This is a genomic window from Bradyrhizobium sp. MI1.4 (assembly GCF_055811315.1).
Map to the genome: position 1 here is coordinate 2,797 of NZ_JBVVPP010000081.1, position 13,995 is coordinate 16,791.

14 protein-coding genes and 1 pseudogene are annotated in these 13,995 nt (G+C 65.0%); 7 read left to right on the forward strand and 8 right to left on the reverse strand.

The annotated features are described in order from the left end of the window. The first annotated feature begins 168 nt into the window (after positions 1–168). The 3 genes from dapD (AC0L23_RS38245) (at position 169) to dapE (AC0L23_RS38255) (ending at position 2,931) form a co-directional block, all read left to right on the forward strand. Positions 169–1,014, forward strand: coding sequence for a 2,3,4,5-tetrahydropyridine-2,6-dicarboxylate N-succinyltransferase (gene dapD, locus AC0L23_RS38245; protein ID WP_085351667.1), 846 nt, complete (start codon positions 169–171; stop codon positions 1,012–1,014). A gap of 103 nt (positions 1,015–1,117) precedes the next feature. Next, positions 1,118–1,768, forward strand: coding sequence for a DUF805 domain-containing protein (locus tag AC0L23_RS38250; protein WP_018453026.1), 651 nt, complete (start codon positions 1,118–1,120; stop codon positions 1,766–1,768). After that, positions 1,765–2,931, forward strand: coding sequence for a succinyl-diaminopimelate desuccinylase (dapE, locus tag AC0L23_RS38255; protein ID WP_085351586.1), 1,167 nt, complete (start codon positions 1,765–1,767; stop codon positions 2,929–2,931). Before AC0L23_RS38250 ends, dapE (AC0L23_RS38255) begins: the two co-directional genes overlap by 4 nt. Positions 2,932–3,095: 164 nt before the next feature. On the opposite strand, the gene truA (AC0L23_RS38260) is transcribed toward dapE (AC0L23_RS38255), so the two are convergent. The 3 genes from truA (AC0L23_RS38260) to def (AC0L23_RS38270) form a co-directional block, all read right to left on the reverse strand. Further along, positions 3,096–3,833, reverse strand: coding sequence for a tRNA pseudouridine(38-40) synthase TruA (truA, locus tag AC0L23_RS38260; protein WP_026232440.1), 738 nt, complete (start codon positions 3,831–3,833; stop codon positions 3,096–3,098). Between the two features lie 120 nt (positions 3,834–3,953). Continuing rightward, entirely contained in the window at positions 3,954–4,877 is a 924-nt protein-coding gene (fmt, locus tag AC0L23_RS38265) for a methionyl-tRNA formyltransferase (RefSeq protein WP_018453023.1), read from the reverse strand. 12 nt (positions 4,878–4,889) lie between these two features. Next, complete coding sequence (gene def, locus AC0L23_RS38270) at positions 4,890–5,414, reverse strand: peptide deformylase (protein ID WP_007597693.1); 525 nt, start codon at positions 5,412–5,414, stop codon at positions 4,890–4,892. 171 nt (positions 5,415–5,585) lie between these two features. Between def (AC0L23_RS38270) and AC0L23_RS38275 the strand changes: the two genes are divergently transcribed. Further along, positions 5,586–6,785: a DNA recombination protein RmuC gene (locus AC0L23_RS38275; protein WP_085383584.1), complete on the forward strand. Its 1,200-nt coding sequence runs from the start codon at positions 5,586–5,588 to the stop codon at positions 6,783–6,785. A gap of 97 nt (positions 6,786–6,882) precedes the next feature. Here AC0L23_RS38275 and AC0L23_RS38280 read toward each other — a convergent pair. Together AC0L23_RS38280 and AC0L23_RS38285 are read right to left on the reverse strand one after the other, a co-directional pair. After that, positions 6,883–7,149 (reverse strand): annotated as a pseudogene (locus tag AC0L23_RS38280) (GIY-YIG nuclease family protein). A 61-nt stretch (positions 7,150–7,210) separates the two neighbouring features. Next, positions 7,211–8,410 carry a DNA recombination protein RmuC gene (locus AC0L23_RS38285; protein ID WP_085383584.1) on the reverse strand — a complete coding sequence of 400 codons (1,200 nt, stop codon included), beginning with the start codon at positions 8,408–8,410 and terminating at the stop codon, positions 7,211–7,213. 171 nt (positions 8,411–8,581) lie between these two features. Here AC0L23_RS38285 and def (AC0L23_RS38290) point away from each other — a divergent pair, with 171 nt between their 5' ends. From def (AC0L23_RS38290) to truA (AC0L23_RS38300), 3 genes are all read left to right on the forward strand, one after another. Continuing rightward, positions 8,582–9,106, forward strand: coding sequence for a peptide deformylase (gene def / locus AC0L23_RS38290; RefSeq protein WP_007597693.1), 525 nt, complete (start codon positions 8,582–8,584; stop codon positions 9,104–9,106). Positions 9,107–9,118: 12 nt separating this feature from the next. Then, positions 9,119–10,042: a methionyl-tRNA formyltransferase gene (gene fmt, locus AC0L23_RS38295; protein ID WP_018453023.1), complete on the forward strand. Its 924-nt coding sequence runs from the start codon at positions 9,119–9,121 to the stop codon at positions 10,040–10,042. 120 nt (positions 10,043–10,162) lie between these two features. Then, positions 10,163–10,900, forward strand: a complete 738-nt coding sequence (gene truA, locus AC0L23_RS38300; RefSeq protein WP_026232440.1) for a tRNA pseudouridine(38-40) synthase TruA — start codon at positions 10,163–10,165, stop codon at positions 10,898–10,900. A gap of 164 nt (positions 10,901–11,064) precedes the next feature. Here truA (AC0L23_RS38300) and dapE (AC0L23_RS38305) read toward each other — a convergent pair whose 3' ends face one another. From dapE (AC0L23_RS38305) to dapD (AC0L23_RS38315), 3 genes are all read right to left on the reverse strand, one after another. Beyond that, complete coding sequence (gene dapE, locus AC0L23_RS38305; RefSeq protein ID WP_085351586.1) at positions 11,065–12,231, reverse strand: succinyl-diaminopimelate desuccinylase; 1,167 nt, start codon at positions 12,229–12,231, stop codon at positions 11,065–11,067. Continuing rightward, entirely contained in the window at positions 12,228–12,878 is a 651-nt protein-coding gene (locus AC0L23_RS38310; RefSeq protein WP_018453026.1) for a DUF805 domain-containing protein, read from the reverse strand. Before AC0L23_RS38310 ends, dapE (AC0L23_RS38305) begins: the two co-directional genes overlap by 4 nt. Positions 12,879–12,981: 103 nt before the next feature. Continuing rightward, positions 12,982–13,827, reverse strand: a complete 846-nt coding sequence (dapD, locus tag AC0L23_RS38315) for a 2,3,4,5-tetrahydropyridine-2,6-dicarboxylate N-succinyltransferase (RefSeq protein ID WP_085351667.1) — start codon at positions 13,825–13,827, stop codon at positions 12,982–12,984. Positions 13,828–13,995 lie beyond the last annotated feature (168 nt).

Below are 13,995 nucleotides of genomic sequence, written 5' to 3' on the forward strand. Positions count from 1 at the left end.
GGCGCGCCCCCCCCCCCCCCCCACCCCCAAAACAAACCCCCCCCCCCCCCCCGGGCGGGCCCCCCCCCCCCCCGCCGCCCCCCCCCCCGACTGCGTTCTTGACTCTCTCGCTCCAAGTCCCGAAAAAGCGATCCAAATTCCCCGCAAATGCTGCTCAAGGATCGCCAAATGTCCCTGTCCGTCCTCGAATCCACCATCAACGGCGCCTTCGAGGCGCGCGACGGCGTCTCGACCTCGACCAGGGGCGAGGTCCGCGAGGCCGTGGATCACGCGCTGGAGATTCTGGACAAGGGTGAGGCCCGCGTTGCCGAGCGCGGGGCCGACGGCAAGTGGAAGGTCAATCAATGGCTGAAGAAGGCGGTGCTGCTCTCGTTCCGCCTCAACGACATGGGCGCCATTCCCGGTGGCCCCGGCAAGGCGGCCTGGTGGGACAAGGTGCCCTCGAAGTTCGACGGCTGGGGCGAGAACCGCTTTCGCGATGCCGGTTTCCGCGCCGTCCCCGGCTCCATCGTGCGCCGCTCCGCCTTCATCGCCCGCAACGTCGTGCTGATGCCGTCCTTCGTCAATCTCGGCGCCTACGTCGATGAATCCACCATGATCGACACCTGGTCGACCGTCGGCTCCTGCGCGCAGATCGGCAAGCGCGTGCACATCTCCGGCGGCGTCGGCATCGGCGGCGTGCTCGAGCCGCTGCAGGCCGAGCCCGTGATCATCGAGGACGATTGCTTTATCGGCGCGCGCTCCGAGGTCGCCGAGGGCGTGATCGTGCGCAAGGGCGCGGTGCTGTCGATGGGCGTGTTCCTGGGGGCGTCGACCAAGATCGTCGATCGCGAGACCGGCGAGATCTTCATCGGCGAGGTGCCGGAATATTCGGTCGTCGTTCCCGGCGCGCTGCCCGGCAAGCCCATGAAGAACGGCCAGATCGGCCCGAGCACCGCCTGCGCCGTCATCGTCAAGCGCGTCGACGAGCGCACGCGCTCCAAAACCAGCATCAACGAGCTGCTGCGGGATTGATTCGCGGCACCAGCTGCCGTACGACACCGAGGGTCCATCGAACCCGCCCTCCCCCCAATCGCGACCAACATCCGGGCGACCTTTCCCGCCCGGAGCCTTTGGCATGGACTGGATCTGGTATCTCTTCCGCTTCGACGGCCGCATCAACCGCGCGCTGCTGTGGCAGGCGCTGCTGCTCGTCATGATGCTGGCCTGCATGCTCGGGATGATCGACCAGGCCATCAAGGTGCTGAACGGGGCGGCAACTTTCGCCTTCAACTTCAAGGTCGACTTCGATTTCGGTGTCGACGACATCTTCAATGTGGTCGATCCCAGGGCCTATCGTCAGCTGGCTACGGCCGATCGCGCGACCCTCATCCTCAAAGTGTTCGGAACTTTGCTATTCCTGTGGATCTATCTCGCAACCGCGACCAAGCGGCTGCACGATCGCGACCGGAGCGGCTGGTGGCTGGTTCCGTTCTTCGTCGTGCCTGCGTTGTTCGACCAGTTCTCGGACCTGCTGCCCACCAATTCAAACTGGGTTCTTGCCGTCGCCTGGGCCGTGCACATTCCGTGGTTTTGGGGCCTCGTGGAAATGTTCATTGTGCCCGGCACCTCGGGCGACAACCGGTTCGGCCCCGACCCACTGGCCGTCCTTGAAGATGGCTCCGCGCCCGCACCTTCGACGAAAAGCTGGGACCAGCAGAGCGAGATCGAATTTGTCCCGCCCAGTGCTAGCCCACCCGGCGGCATGCATGTTAAGCGGGGCGCATGACCGATGCTCTCTCGATTGCCCGCGATCTCATCCGCTGCCCCTCGGTAACCCCGGCCGATGCCGGTGCGCTGGGCGTGCTCGAACAGGCCCTCAATGCGGCAGGCTTCACATGCCACCGCGTGACCTTCAGCGAGCCCGGCACCGCCGACGTCGACAATCTCTATGCGCGGATCGGCACTGACGGGCCGCACATCACCTTTGCCGGCCACACCGACGTGGTGCCGCCTGGCGACGAGAGCGCCTGGAGCGTCGGCGCGTTCTCCGGCGAGGTGAAGGACGGCTTTCTGCACGGCCGCGGCGCGGTCGACATGAAGGGCGGCATCGCCTGCTCGGTCGCCGCGGTGCTGGAGCATCTGGCCGCGAACGACGGCAAGCCGCGCAGCGACGGCAAAGGTTCGATCTCCTTCCTGATCACCGGCGACGAGGAAGACGTCTCCATCAATGGCACCATCAAGCTGTTGAAGTGGGCGGCCGAGCGCGGCGAAAAATTCGACCATTGCGTGCTCGGCGAGCCCTCCAATGTCGAGACCCTCGGCGACACCATCAAGGTCGGCCGCCGCGGCTCGCAATCCGGCACGCTGTATGTCGACGGCGTGCAGGGCCATGTCGCCTATCCGCACCGCGCCGCCAATCCGGTGCCTGATATCGCGCGGCTGATCGTGGCCATCTCGGACGAGCCGCTCGACCATGGTAGCGCGCAGTTCCAGGCCTCCAACCTCGAATTCACCTCGGTCGACGTCGGCAACACCGCCAACAACGTCATCCCGGGCCAGGCCCGCGCAAAATTCAACATCCGCTACAACGACAACCACACCCAGGCGAGCCTGCGCGAGCTGGTCGAGACGCGGCTGACAAAAGCCTGCGGCAACCGCATTCGCGCCCGCATCGTCTGGGAGCCCTCGAACTCGAACGTGTTCGTGACCAAGCCCGGCCCGTTCACCGAACTCGCGGTGTCCGCGATCGAGGAAGTGACGGGCCGCAAGCCAGAGCTGTCGACCTCAGGCGGCACCTCGGATGCGCGCTTCATCTCAAGCTATTGCCCGGTGATCGAATTCGGCCTGGTCGGCCAGACCATGCACCAAATCGACGAACGCGTGCCGGTCAGGGACCTGGAGCGGTTGACCAAGGTGTATCGCGGGATTTTGGCGAGGTATTTTGGGTAGGCTCTTCCGCCTGCCCACTCCGCTGTCATCGCCCGACTTGATCGGGCGATCCAGTATTCCAGAGACGACAGTGACTGAGCCGAGAGGCCACGGCTACTGGATGCCCCGGTCAAGCCGGGGCATGACAGTGGGGGGATGTAGCGAGAGTACGCGCCCTCATCCCATCAGTAATCCACCTGCATCAGATACAGCCCGTCCGGCGGGGCGACGATGCCGCAGGCGGCGCGGTTGCGTGCGGCGAGCGCTGCGGAGAGATCATCGGCGGTCCAGCGGCCTTCGCCGACCCACATCAGCGACCCCACCATCGAACGCACCTGGCTGTGCAGGAATGAGCGCGCCGAGGTGACTATGGTGATCTCGCGCCCGTCGCGCAGCACGTCGAGCTGATCGAGCGTCTTCTCCGGCGACCTGGCCTGGCACTCGGTGTCGCGGAAGGTGGTGAAATCGTGCTTGCCGAGCAGGCGTTGTGCCGCCGCATGCATCGCATCGGCGTCGAGCCGGCGCGGCACGCGCCAGGCGTGGCCGGCATCGAGTGCGAGATTGGCGCGAGTGTTGACGATACGGTAGCGGTAGTGGCGCTTGATGGCCGAAAAGCGCGCCTCGAAACTATCAGGCACGATATCCGCTTCGAGCACCGCGACAGGATGCGGGCGCAGATGCGCATTCAAGCCGTCGCGAAAACGGCCCGGCGGAAACTGCTTGCCGACATCGACATGCGCGACCTGGCCGCGCGCATGCACGCCGGCATCGGTGCGGCCGGCACCATGGACGCGCGCATCCGCGCCGGTCATCGCCTTCACAGCGGCCTCCAACGCGCCCTGCACCGAGGGCAGCGTCTCCTGCACCTGCCAGCCGAAGAACGGCGCGCCGTCATATTCGATGGTGAGCTTGTAGCGGGGCATCTTGTCCAGTTTCGCTGTCATCGCCCGGCTCGACCGGGCAATCCAGTACTCCGCAGCCTATCCGTTCGACCGAGAAGCCTCGGCGTACTGGATACCCCGCCCTCGCGGGGTATGACAGCGTCAGGTGAATTTGGCGCCGGTCTTCAACGGCACGCCGCGCAGGAAGTCCGCGGCCTGCATGCGTGCCTTGCCTTCGCGCTGGAGCTCGATCAGACGGATTGCACCCTCGCCGCAGGCGATGGTGAGGTGATCGTCGAGCACCTCGCCGGGTGCGCCCGTGCCTTTCGCCAGCTCGCAGCGCAGGATCTTGACCCGCGCATTCTCAAGTTCGGCCCAGGCGCCGGGAAACGGCGACAGGCCGTGGATATGGCGCAGCACCTCGCGCGCGGGCCTGGTCCAGTCGATCCGCGCCTCGGCCTTGTCGATCTTGGCGGCATAGGTGACGCCGTCCTCGCTCTGCTGCTTCAGCTGAAGCCCACCGCGGGCCAGCGCGGCCATGGCGCGCACCATCAGATCGGCACCGAGCCGCGACAGACGATCGTGCAGATCGAGCGCGGTCATGTTGTCCGTGATCGCGAGCCGTTCCGCCATGGCGACGTCGCCGGTGTCGAGGCCAACATCCATCTTCATCACCATCACGCCGCTCTCGGCATCGCCGGCCATGATCGCGCGGTTGATGGGAGCGGCACCGCGCCAGCGTGGCAGCAGCGAGGCGTGCAGGTTGTAGCAGCCGAGCTTCGGCGCATCGAGGATCGCCTGCGGCAGGATCATGCCATAGGCGACGACGACGGCCGCATCGGCGTCAAAGGCGCGAAATTCTTCCAGCGCCTCCGGCGTTTTCAAAGTCTTCGGCGTCAGCACGGGCACACCGAGCTTTCGCGCAGCCTCTTCCACCGGGGTCGGCTGCAATTGCAGCCCGCGCCGTCCGCCGGGCTTCGGCGCGCGCGTGTACACGGCCGCGATCTCGTGGCCATGCGCGACGAGCTCGAGCAGCGTCGGCACGGAGAAATCGGGCGTGCCCATGAAGATCAGGCGGAGGGGCATCGACAGAGAACCTCACTCCGCGCGCTTGGCGGCTTTCTCGAACTTCTTCAGCACGCGGTCGCGCTTGAGCTTTGACAGATAGTCGACGAACAGCACGCCGTTGAGATGGTCGATCTCGTGTTGGATGCAGGTGGCGTAGAGGCCTTCGGCGTCCTCCTCGTGCACCTTGCCGTCGAGATCGGTGTAGCGCACCCGCACCTTCGCAGGGCGCTCGACCTCCTCGTAATATTCGGGGATCGACAGGCAGCCTTCCTCGTAGACCGACAGGTCCTCCGAAGAGGCGATGATTTCCGGATTGATGAAGACGCGCGGCTCGGGCTTGGTCTCGCCGTCCTGGTCGGGCTTGGCGAGGTCCATGGTGATCAGCCGCAACGGCTGCGCGATCTGGATCGCCGCGAGCCCGATGCCGGGCGCGTCGTACATGGTCTCGAACATGTCGTCGGCAAGCTTGCGGATCTCCGGCGTGACCTTCTCGATCGGCTTGGAGACCAGACGCAGCTGCTTGTCGGGCAGGATGATGATTTCTCTGAGGGCCATGGCCGCGATTTAAGCCGCGCGTTCGATGCGGTCAATGCGGCCGGGAACCCCGTTAACCCTCCGCTAACCATAAAACTTCAGGTTTCGTTAACCATAAAAATTAACAGAGCATTTACCATAAATGTTCGCTATTCGTTCGTGTCTCGAAGCGAATCGGCTAGAAGCAGGGGCATGAACGAGGTCATTTTCATGCTTGGCGACTGGCCGGTGCGCACCGTGGACGCGCTGATCGGCTTCGGCGCCCTGGTCCTTATCCTGCTGCTCGTGATTGCCGTCGTGATCGCGCGGTCAGGGCGGCGCGGCGCGGAACTCGCGATGGCCAACGCCATCCGCGCCGACGAGCTCGAGGAGCGCATCAGCCAGATGCTGCACGCCCAGAGCGAGGCTGCGGGGCGAGTCGACGCCATGACCCAGACGCTGGCCGGCCGCCAGGCCGACATGGCGCGCGCGGTCAACGAGCGGCTGGATTCGGTGACCCACCGCGTCGGCCAGTCCATGGAGCACTCGACCCGCAACACCATGGAGAGCCTGCACGCGCTGCACGAGCGGCTCGGCATCATCGACAGCGCACACAAGAACCTCACCGACCTCACCACGCAGGTGACGACCCTGCGCGACGTGCTCGCCAACAAGCAGTCGCGCGGCGCCTTCGGTCAGGCGCGGATGGAAGCGATCGTCCAGGACGGTCTGCCGAAGGGCGCCTACGAGTTCCAGTTCACGCTCTCGACCGGCAAGCGTCCGGACTGCGTCGTGTTCCTGCCCGACCAGCGTCCGCTCTGCATCGACGCGAAATTTCCGCTGGAGGCGATGACCGCGCTGCATGATGCACGCACCGATGAGGAAAAGCGCATCGCCACGCAGCGGCTGCGCGGTGACGTGATGAAGCATGTCAGCGACATCGCCGAAAAATATCTCGTCGCCGGCGAGACCCAGGAAATGGCGTTGATGTTCGTGCCGTCGGAATCGGTCTACGCCGAGATCCACGACGGTTTCGACGACGTGATCCAGAAGGCGTATCGCGCCCGTGTCGTGCTGGTGTCGCCGTCGCTGCTGATGCTGGCGATCCAGGTGATGCAGCAGATCATGAAGGACGCGCGCATGCGCGATGCCGCCGACCAGATCCAGACCGAAGTGATCAAGCTCGGCGACGACCTCGGCCGCCTGCGCGATCGCGTGCTGAAATTGCAGAAGCACTTTGCCGACGCGAACGAGGACGTCCGCCAGATCCTGATCTCCGCCGACAAGATCGAGAAGCGCGCGGGGCGCATCGAAGAGCTCGATTTCAGCAAGAGCGATGCCCCCGAAGCCCCGCATCTCGTGGCGACCGGCGCTGCCGAGTTGTTCCCGAGGAAGCTCCAGGCGGGGGAGTAGAATATAGAACACACTGTCGTCGCCGGCTTGACCGGGCGACCCAGTATTCCAGAGGCCGGAGTTATGGAGGGCCCGCGATCTCCGCATAGAGATCGTTTCAATCGGGATTATCCTTCTCGATCAGCGCAATCTTCCAGGCGCGCGTCCATTTTTTCAGGCGCTTCTCGCGTTTTATCGCATTCTCGGGATCATCGAATTGCTCGAAATAGACTAGCTTCACAACGCCCTATTCCTTCGTGAAGCTCTCGACTAACTGCAATTTGTGTTCGGCCACACGGCGGATGAGATCGTTCGTTACGCCAATGTAGAGCGTGTCGCCCATCTTGCTGGCGAGAATGTACACGTAGTAGCAGCGCCCGCCCATCTGCCGTCTCTGGGATACTGGGTCGCCCGGTCAAGCCGGCGACGACAGTGTGTTCTATATTCTACTCCCCCGCCTGGAGCTTCCTCGGGAACAACTCGGCAGCGCCGGTCGCCACGAGATGCGGGGCTTCGGGGGCATCGCTCTTGCTGAAATCGAGCTCTTCGATGCGCCCCGCGCGCTTCTCGATCTTGTCGGCGGAGATCAGGATCTGGCGGACGTCCTCGTTCGCGTCGGCAAAGTGCTTCTGCAATTTCAGCACGCGATCGCGCAGGCGGCCGAGGTCGTCGCCGAGCTTGATCACTTCGGTCTGGATCTGGTCGGCGGCATCGCGCATGCGCGCGTCCTTCATGATCTGCTGCATCACCTGGATCGCCAGCATCAGCAGCGACGGCGACACCAGCACGACACGGGCGCGATACGCCTTCTGGATCACGTCGTCGAAACCGTCGTGGATCTCGGCGTAGACCGATTCCGACGGCACGAACATCAACGCCATTTCCTGGGTCTCGCCGGCGACGAGATATTTTTCGGCGATGTCGCTGACATGCTTCATCACGTCACCGCGCAGCCGCTGCGTGGCGATGCGCTTTTCCTCATCGGTGCGTGCATCATGCAGCGCGGTCATCGCCTCCAGCGGAAATTTCGCGTCGATGCAGAGCGGACGCTGGTCGGGCAGGAACACGACGCAGTCCGGACGCTTGCCGGTCGAGAGCGTGAACTGGAACTCGTAGGCGCCCTTCGGCAGACCGTCCTGGACGATCGCTTCCATCCGCGCCTGACCGAAGGCGCCGCGCGACTGCTTGTTGGCGAGCACGTCGCGCAGGGTCGTCACCTGCGTGGTGAGGTCGGTGAGGTTCTTGTGTGCGCTGTCGATGATGCCGAGCCGCTCGTGCAGCGCGTGCAGGCTCTCCATGGTGTTGCGGGTCGAGTGCTCCATGGACTGGCCGACGCGGTGGGTCACCGAATCCAGCCGCTCGTTGACCGCGCGCGCCATGTCGGCCTGGCGGCCGGCCAGCGTCTGGGTCATGGCGTCGACTCGCCCCGCAGCCTCGCTCTGGGCGTGCAGCATCTGGCTGATGCGCTCCTCGAGCTCGTCGGCGCGGATGGCGTTGGCCATCGCGAGTTCCGCGCCGCGCCGCCCTGACCGCGCGATCACGACGGCAATCACGAGCAGCAGGATAAGGACCAGGGCGCCGAAGCCGATCAGCGCGTCCACGGTGCGCACCGGCCAGTCGCCAAGCATGAAAATGACCTCGTTCATGCCCCTGCTTCTAGCCGATTCGCTTCGAGACACGAACGAATAGCGAACATTTATGGTAAATGCTCTGTTAATTTTTATGGTTAACGAAACCTGAAGTTTTATGGTTAGCGGAGGGTTAACGGGGTTCCCGGCCGCATTGACCGCATCGAACGCGCGGCTTAAATCGCGGCCATGGCCCTCAGAGAAATCATCATCCTGCCCGACAAGCAGCTGCGTCTGGTCTCCAAGCCGATCGAGAAGGTCACGCCGGAGATCCGCAAGCTTGCCGACGACATGTTCGAGACCATGTACGACGCGCCCGGCATCGGGCTCGCGGCGATCCAGATCGCGCAGCCGTTGCGGCTGATCACCATGGACCTCGCCAAGCCCGACCAGGACGGCGAGACCAAGCCCGAGCCGCGCGTCTTCATCAATCCGGAAATCATCGCCTCTTCGGAGGACCTGTCGGTCTACGAGGAAGGCTGCCTGTCGATCCCCGAATATTACGAGGAGGTCGAGCGCCCTGCGAAGGTGCGGGTGCGCTACACCGATCTCGACGGCAAGGTGCACGAGGAGGACGCCGAAGGCCTCTACGCCACCTGCATCCAACACGAGATCGACCATCTCAACGGCGTGCTGTTCGTCGACTATCTGTCAAAGCTCAAGCGCGACCGCGTGCTGAAGAAGTTCGAGAAAGCCGCCAAGCGCGCGGAGTGAGGTTCTCTGTCGATGCCCCTCCGCCTGATCTTCATGGGCACGCCCGATTTCTCCGTGCCGACGCTGCTCGAGCTCGTCGCGCATGGCCACGAGATCGCGGCCGTGTACACGCGCGCGCCGAAGCCCGGCGGACGGCGCGGGCTGCAATTGCAGCCGACCCCGGTGGAAGAGGCTGCGCGAAAGCTCGGTGTGCCCGTGCTGACGCCGAAGACTTTGAAAACGCCGGAGGCGCTGGAAGAATTTCGCGCCTTTGACGCCGATGCGGCCGTCGTCGTCGCCTATGGCATGATCCTGCCGCAGGCGATCCTCGATGCGCCGAAGCTCGGCTGCTACAACCTGCACGCCTCGCTGCTGCCACGCTGGCGCGGTGCCGCTCCCATCAACCGCGCGATCATGGCCGGCGATGCCGAGAGCGGCGTGATGGTGATGAAGATGGATGTTGGCCTCGACACCGGCGACGTCGCCATGGCGGAACGGCTCGCGATCACGGACAACATGACCGCGCTCGATCTGCACGATCGTCTGTCGCGGCTCGGTGCCGATCTGATGGTGCGCGCCATGGCCGCGCTGGCCCGCGGTGGGCTTCAGCTGAAGCAGCAGAGCGAGGACGGCGTCACCTATGCCGCCAAGATCGACAAGGCCGAGGCGCGGATCGACTGGACCAGGCCCGCGCGCGAGGTGCTGCGCCATATCCACGGCCTGTCGCCGTTTCCCGGCGCCTGGGCCGAACTTGAGAATGCGCGGGTCAAGATCCTGCGCTGCGAGCTGGCGAAAGGCACGGGCGCACCCGGCGAGGTGCTCGACGATCACCTCACCATCGCCTGCGGCGAGGGTGCAATCCGTCTGATCGAGCTCCAGCGCGAAGGCAAGGCACGCATGCAGGCCGCGGACTTCCTGCGCGGCGTGCCGTTGAAGACCGGCGCCAAATTCACCTGACGCTGTCATACCCCGCGAGGGCGGGGTATCCAGTACGCCGAGGCTTCTCGGTCGAACGGATAGGCTGCGGAGTACTGGATTGCCCGGTCGAGCCGGGCGATGACAGCGAAACTGGACAAGATGCCCCGCTACAAGCTCACCATCGAATATGACGGCGCGCCGTTCTTCGGCTGGCAGGTGCAGGAGACGCTGCCCTCGGTGCAGGGCGCGTTGGAGGCCGCTGTGAAGGCGATGACCGGCGCGGATGCGCGCGTCCATGGTGCCGGCCGCACCGATGCCGGCGTGCATGCGCGCGGCCAGGTCGCGCATGTCGATGTCGGCAAGCAGTTTCCGCCGGGCCGTTTTCGCGACGGCTTGAATGCGCATCTGCGCCCGCATCCTGTCGCGGTGCTCGAAGCGGATATCGTGCCTGATAGTTTCGAGGCGCGCTTTTCGGCCATCAAGCGCCACTACCGCTACCGTATCGTCAACACTCGCGCCAATCTCGCACTCGATGCCGGCCACGCCTGGCGCGTGCCGCGCCGGCTCGACGCCGATGCGATGCATGCGGCGGCACAACGCCTGCTCGGCAAGCACGATTTCACCACCTTCCGCGACACCGAGTGCCAGGCCAGGTCGCCGGAGAAGACGCTCGATCAGCTCGACGTGCTGCGCGACGGGCGCGAGATCACCATAGTCACCTCGGCGCGCTCATTCCTGCACAGCCAGGTGCGTTCGATGGTGGGGTCGCTGATGTGGGTCGGCGAAGGCCGCTGGACCGCCGATGATCTCTCCGCAGCGCTCGCCGCACGCAACCGCGCCGCCTGCGGCATCGTCGCCCCGCCGGACGGGCTGTATCTGATGCAGGTGGATTACTGATGGGATGAGGGCGCGTACTCTCGCTACATCCCCCCACTGTCATGCCCCGGCTTGACCGGGGCATCCAGTAGCCGTGGCCTCTCGGCTCAGTCACTGTCGTCTCTGGAATACTGGATCGCCCGATCAAGTCGGGCGATGACAGCGGAGTGGGCAGGCGGAAGAGCCTACCCAAAATACCTCGCCAAAATCCCGCGATACACCTTGGTCAACCGCTCCAGGTCCCTGACCGGCACGCGTTCGTCGATTTGGTGCATGGTCTGGCCGACCAGGCCGAATTCGATCACCGGGCAATAGCTTGAGATGAAGCGCGCATCCGAGGTGCCGCCTGAGGTCGACAGCTCTGGCTTGCGGCCCGTCACTTCCTCGATCGCGGACACCGCGAGTTCGGTGAACGGGCCGGGCTTGGTCACGAACACGTTCGAGTTCGAGGGCTCCCAGACGATGCGGGCGCGAATGCGGTTGCCGCAGGCTTTTGTCAGCCGCGTCTCGACCAGCTCGCGCAGGCTCGCCTGGGTGTGGTTGTCGTTGTAGCGGATGTTGAATTTTGCGCGGGCCTGGCCCGGGATGACGTTGTTGGCGGTGTTGCCGACGTCGACCGAGGTGAATTCGAGGTTGGAGGCCTGGAACTGCGCGCTACCATGGTCGAGCGGCTCGTCCGAGATGGCCACGATCAGCCGCGCGATATCAGGCACCGGATTGGCGGCGCGGTGCGGATAGGCGACATGGCCCTGCACGCCGTCGACATACAGCGTGCCGGATTGCGAGCCGCGGCGGCCGACCTTGATGGTGTCGCCGAGGGTCTCGACATTGGAGGGCTCGCCGAGCACGCAATGGTCGAATTTTTCGCCGCGCTCGGCCGCCCACTTCAACAGCTTGATGGTGCCATTGATGGAGACGTCTTCCTCGTCGCCGGTGATCAGGAAGGAGATCGAACCTTTGCCGTCGCTGCGCGGCTTGCCGTCGTTCGCGGCCAGATGCTCCAGCACCGCGGCGACCGAGCAGGCGATGCCGCCCTTCATGTCGACCGCGCCGCGGCCGTGCAGAAAGCCGTCCTTCACCTCGCCGGAGAACGCGCCGACGCTCCAGGCGCTCTCGTCGCCAGGCGGCACCACGTCGGTGTGGCCGGCAAAGGTGATGTGCGGCCCGTCAGTGCCGATCCGCGCATAGAGATTGTCGACGTCGGCGGTGCCGGGCTCGCTGAAGGTCACGCGGTGGCATGTGAAGCCTGCCGCATTGAGGGCCTGTTCGAGCACGCCCAGCGCACCGGCATCGGCCGGGGTTACCGAGGGGCAGCGGATGAGATCGCGGGCAATCGAGAGAGCATCGGTCATGCGCCCCGCTTAACATGCATGCCGCCGGGTGGGCTAGCACTGGGCGGGACAAATTCGATCTCGCTCTGCTGGTCCCAGCTTTTCGTCGAAGGTGCGGGCGCGGAGCCATCTTCAAGGACGGCCAGTGGGTCGGGGCCGAACCGGTTGTCGCCCGAGGTGCCGGGCACAATGAACATTTCCACGAGGCCCCAAAACCACGGAATGTGCACGGCCCAGGCGACGGCAAGAACCCAGTTTGAATTGGTGGGCAGCAGGTCCGAGAACTGGTCGAACAACGCAGGCACGACGAAGAACGGAACCAGCCACCAGCCGCTCCGGTCGCGATCGTGCAGCCGCTTGGTCGCGGTTGCGAGATAGATCCACAGGAATAGCAAAGTTCCGAACACTTTGAGGATGAGGGTCGCGCGATCGGCCGTAGCCAGCTGACGATAGGCCCTGGGATCGACCACATTGAAGATGTCGTCGACACCGAAATCGAAGTCGACCTTGAAGTTGAAGGCGAAAGTTGCCGCCCCGTTCAGCACCTTGATGGCCTGGTCGATCATCCCGAGCATGCAGGCCAGCATCATGACGAGCAGCAGCGCCTGCCACAGCAGCGCGCGGTTGATGCGGCCGTCGAAGCGGAAGAGATACCAGATCCAGTCCATGCCAAAGGCTCCGGGCGGGAAAGGTCGCCCGGATGTTGGTCGCGATTGGGGGGAGGGCGGGTTCGATGGACCCTCGGTGTCGTACGGCAGCTGGTGCCGCGAATCAATCCCGCAGCAGCTCGTTGATGCTGGTTTTGGAGCGCGTGCGCTCGTCGACGCGCTTGACGATGACGGCGCAGGCGGTGCTCGGGCCGATCTGGCCGTTCTTCATGGGCTTGCCGGGCAGCGCGCCGGGAACGACGACCGAATATTCCGGCACCTCGCCGATGAAGATCTCGCCGGTCTCGCGATCGACGATCTTGGTCGACGCCCCCAGGAACACGCCCATCGACAGCACCGCGCCCTTGCGCACGATCACGCCCTCGGCGACCTCGGAGCGCGCGCCGATAAAGCAATCGTCCTCGATGATCACGGGCTCGGCCTGCAGCGGCTCGAGCACGCCGCCGATGCCGACGCCGCCGGAGATGTGCACGCGCTTGCCGATCTGCGCGCAGGAGCCGACGGTCGACCAGGTGTCGATCATGGTGGATTCATCGACGTAGGCGCCGAGATTGACGAAGGACGGCATCAGCACGACGTTGCGGGCGATGAAGGCGGAGCGGCGCACGATGGAGCCGGGGACGGCGCGGAAACCGGCATCGCGAAAGCGGTTCTCGCCCCAGCCGTCGAACTTCGAGGGCACCTTGTCCCACCAGGCCGCCTTGCCGGGGCCACCGGGAATGGCGCCCATGTCGTTGAGGCGGAACGAGAGCAGCACCGCCTTCTTCAGCCATTGATTGACCTTCCACTTGCCGTCGGCCCCGCGCTCGGCAACGCGGGCCTCACCCTTGTCCAGAATCTCCAGCGCGTGATCCACGGCCTCGCGGACCTCGCCCCTGGTCGAGGTCGAGACGCCGTCGCGCGCCTCGAAGGCGCCGTTGATGGTGGATTCGAGGACGGACAGGGACATTTGGCGATCCTTGAGCAGCATTTGCGGGGAATTTGGATCGCTTTTTCGGGACTTGGAGCGAGAGAGTCAAGAACGCAGTCGGGGGGGGGGGCGGCGGGGGGGGGGGGGGCCCGCCCGGGGGGGGGGGGGGGGTTTGTTTTGGGGGTGGGGGGGGGGGGGGGGCGCGCC

Excerpts from the sequence above, each read along its gene's own strand:
- fmt (WP_018453023.1), bottom strand. The coding sequence starts at position 4,877 with ATGCCCCTCCGCCTGATCTTCATGGGCACGCCCGATTTCTCCGTGCCG.
- def (WP_007597693.1), top strand. The coding sequence starts at position 8,582 with ATGGCCCTCAGAGAAATCATCATCCTGCCCGACAAGCAGCTGCGTCTG.
- dapE (WP_085351586.1), top strand. The coding sequence starts at position 1,765 with ATGACCGATGCTCTCTCGATTGCCCGCGATCTCATCCGCTGCCCCTCG.
- AC0L23_RS38285 (WP_085383584.1), bottom strand. The coding sequence starts at position 8,410 with ATGAACGAGGTCATTTTCATGCTTGGCGACTGGCCGGTGCGCACCGTG.
- dapD (WP_085351667.1), bottom strand. The coding sequence starts at position 13,827 with ATGTCCCTGTCCGTCCTCGAATCCACCATCAACGGCGCCTTCGAGGCG.
- AC0L23_RS38250 (WP_018453026.1), top strand. The coding sequence starts at position 1,118 with ATGGACTGGATCTGGTATCTCTTCCGCTTCGACGGCCGCATCAACCGC.
- dapD (WP_085351667.1), top strand. The coding sequence starts at position 169 with ATGTCCCTGTCCGTCCTCGAATCCACCATCAACGGCGCCTTCGAGGCG.
- AC0L23_RS38310 (WP_018453026.1), bottom strand. The coding sequence starts at position 12,878 with ATGGACTGGATCTGGTATCTCTTCCGCTTCGACGGCCGCATCAACCGC.
- dapE (WP_085351586.1), bottom strand. The coding sequence starts at position 12,231 with ATGACCGATGCTCTCTCGATTGCCCGCGATCTCATCCGCTGCCCCTCG.
- truA (WP_026232440.1), top strand. The coding sequence starts at position 10,163 with ATGCCCCGCTACAAGCTCACCATCGAATATGACGGCGCGCCGTTCTTC.
- truA (WP_026232440.1), bottom strand. The coding sequence starts at position 3,833 with ATGCCCCGCTACAAGCTCACCATCGAATATGACGGCGCGCCGTTCTTC.
- fmt (WP_018453023.1), top strand. The coding sequence starts at position 9,119 with ATGCCCCTCCGCCTGATCTTCATGGGCACGCCCGATTTCTCCGTGCCG.
- def (WP_007597693.1), bottom strand. The coding sequence starts at position 5,414 with ATGGCCCTCAGAGAAATCATCATCCTGCCCGACAAGCAGCTGCGTCTG.
- AC0L23_RS38275 (WP_085383584.1), top strand. The coding sequence starts at position 5,586 with ATGAACGAGGTCATTTTCATGCTTGGCGACTGGCCGGTGCGCACCGTG.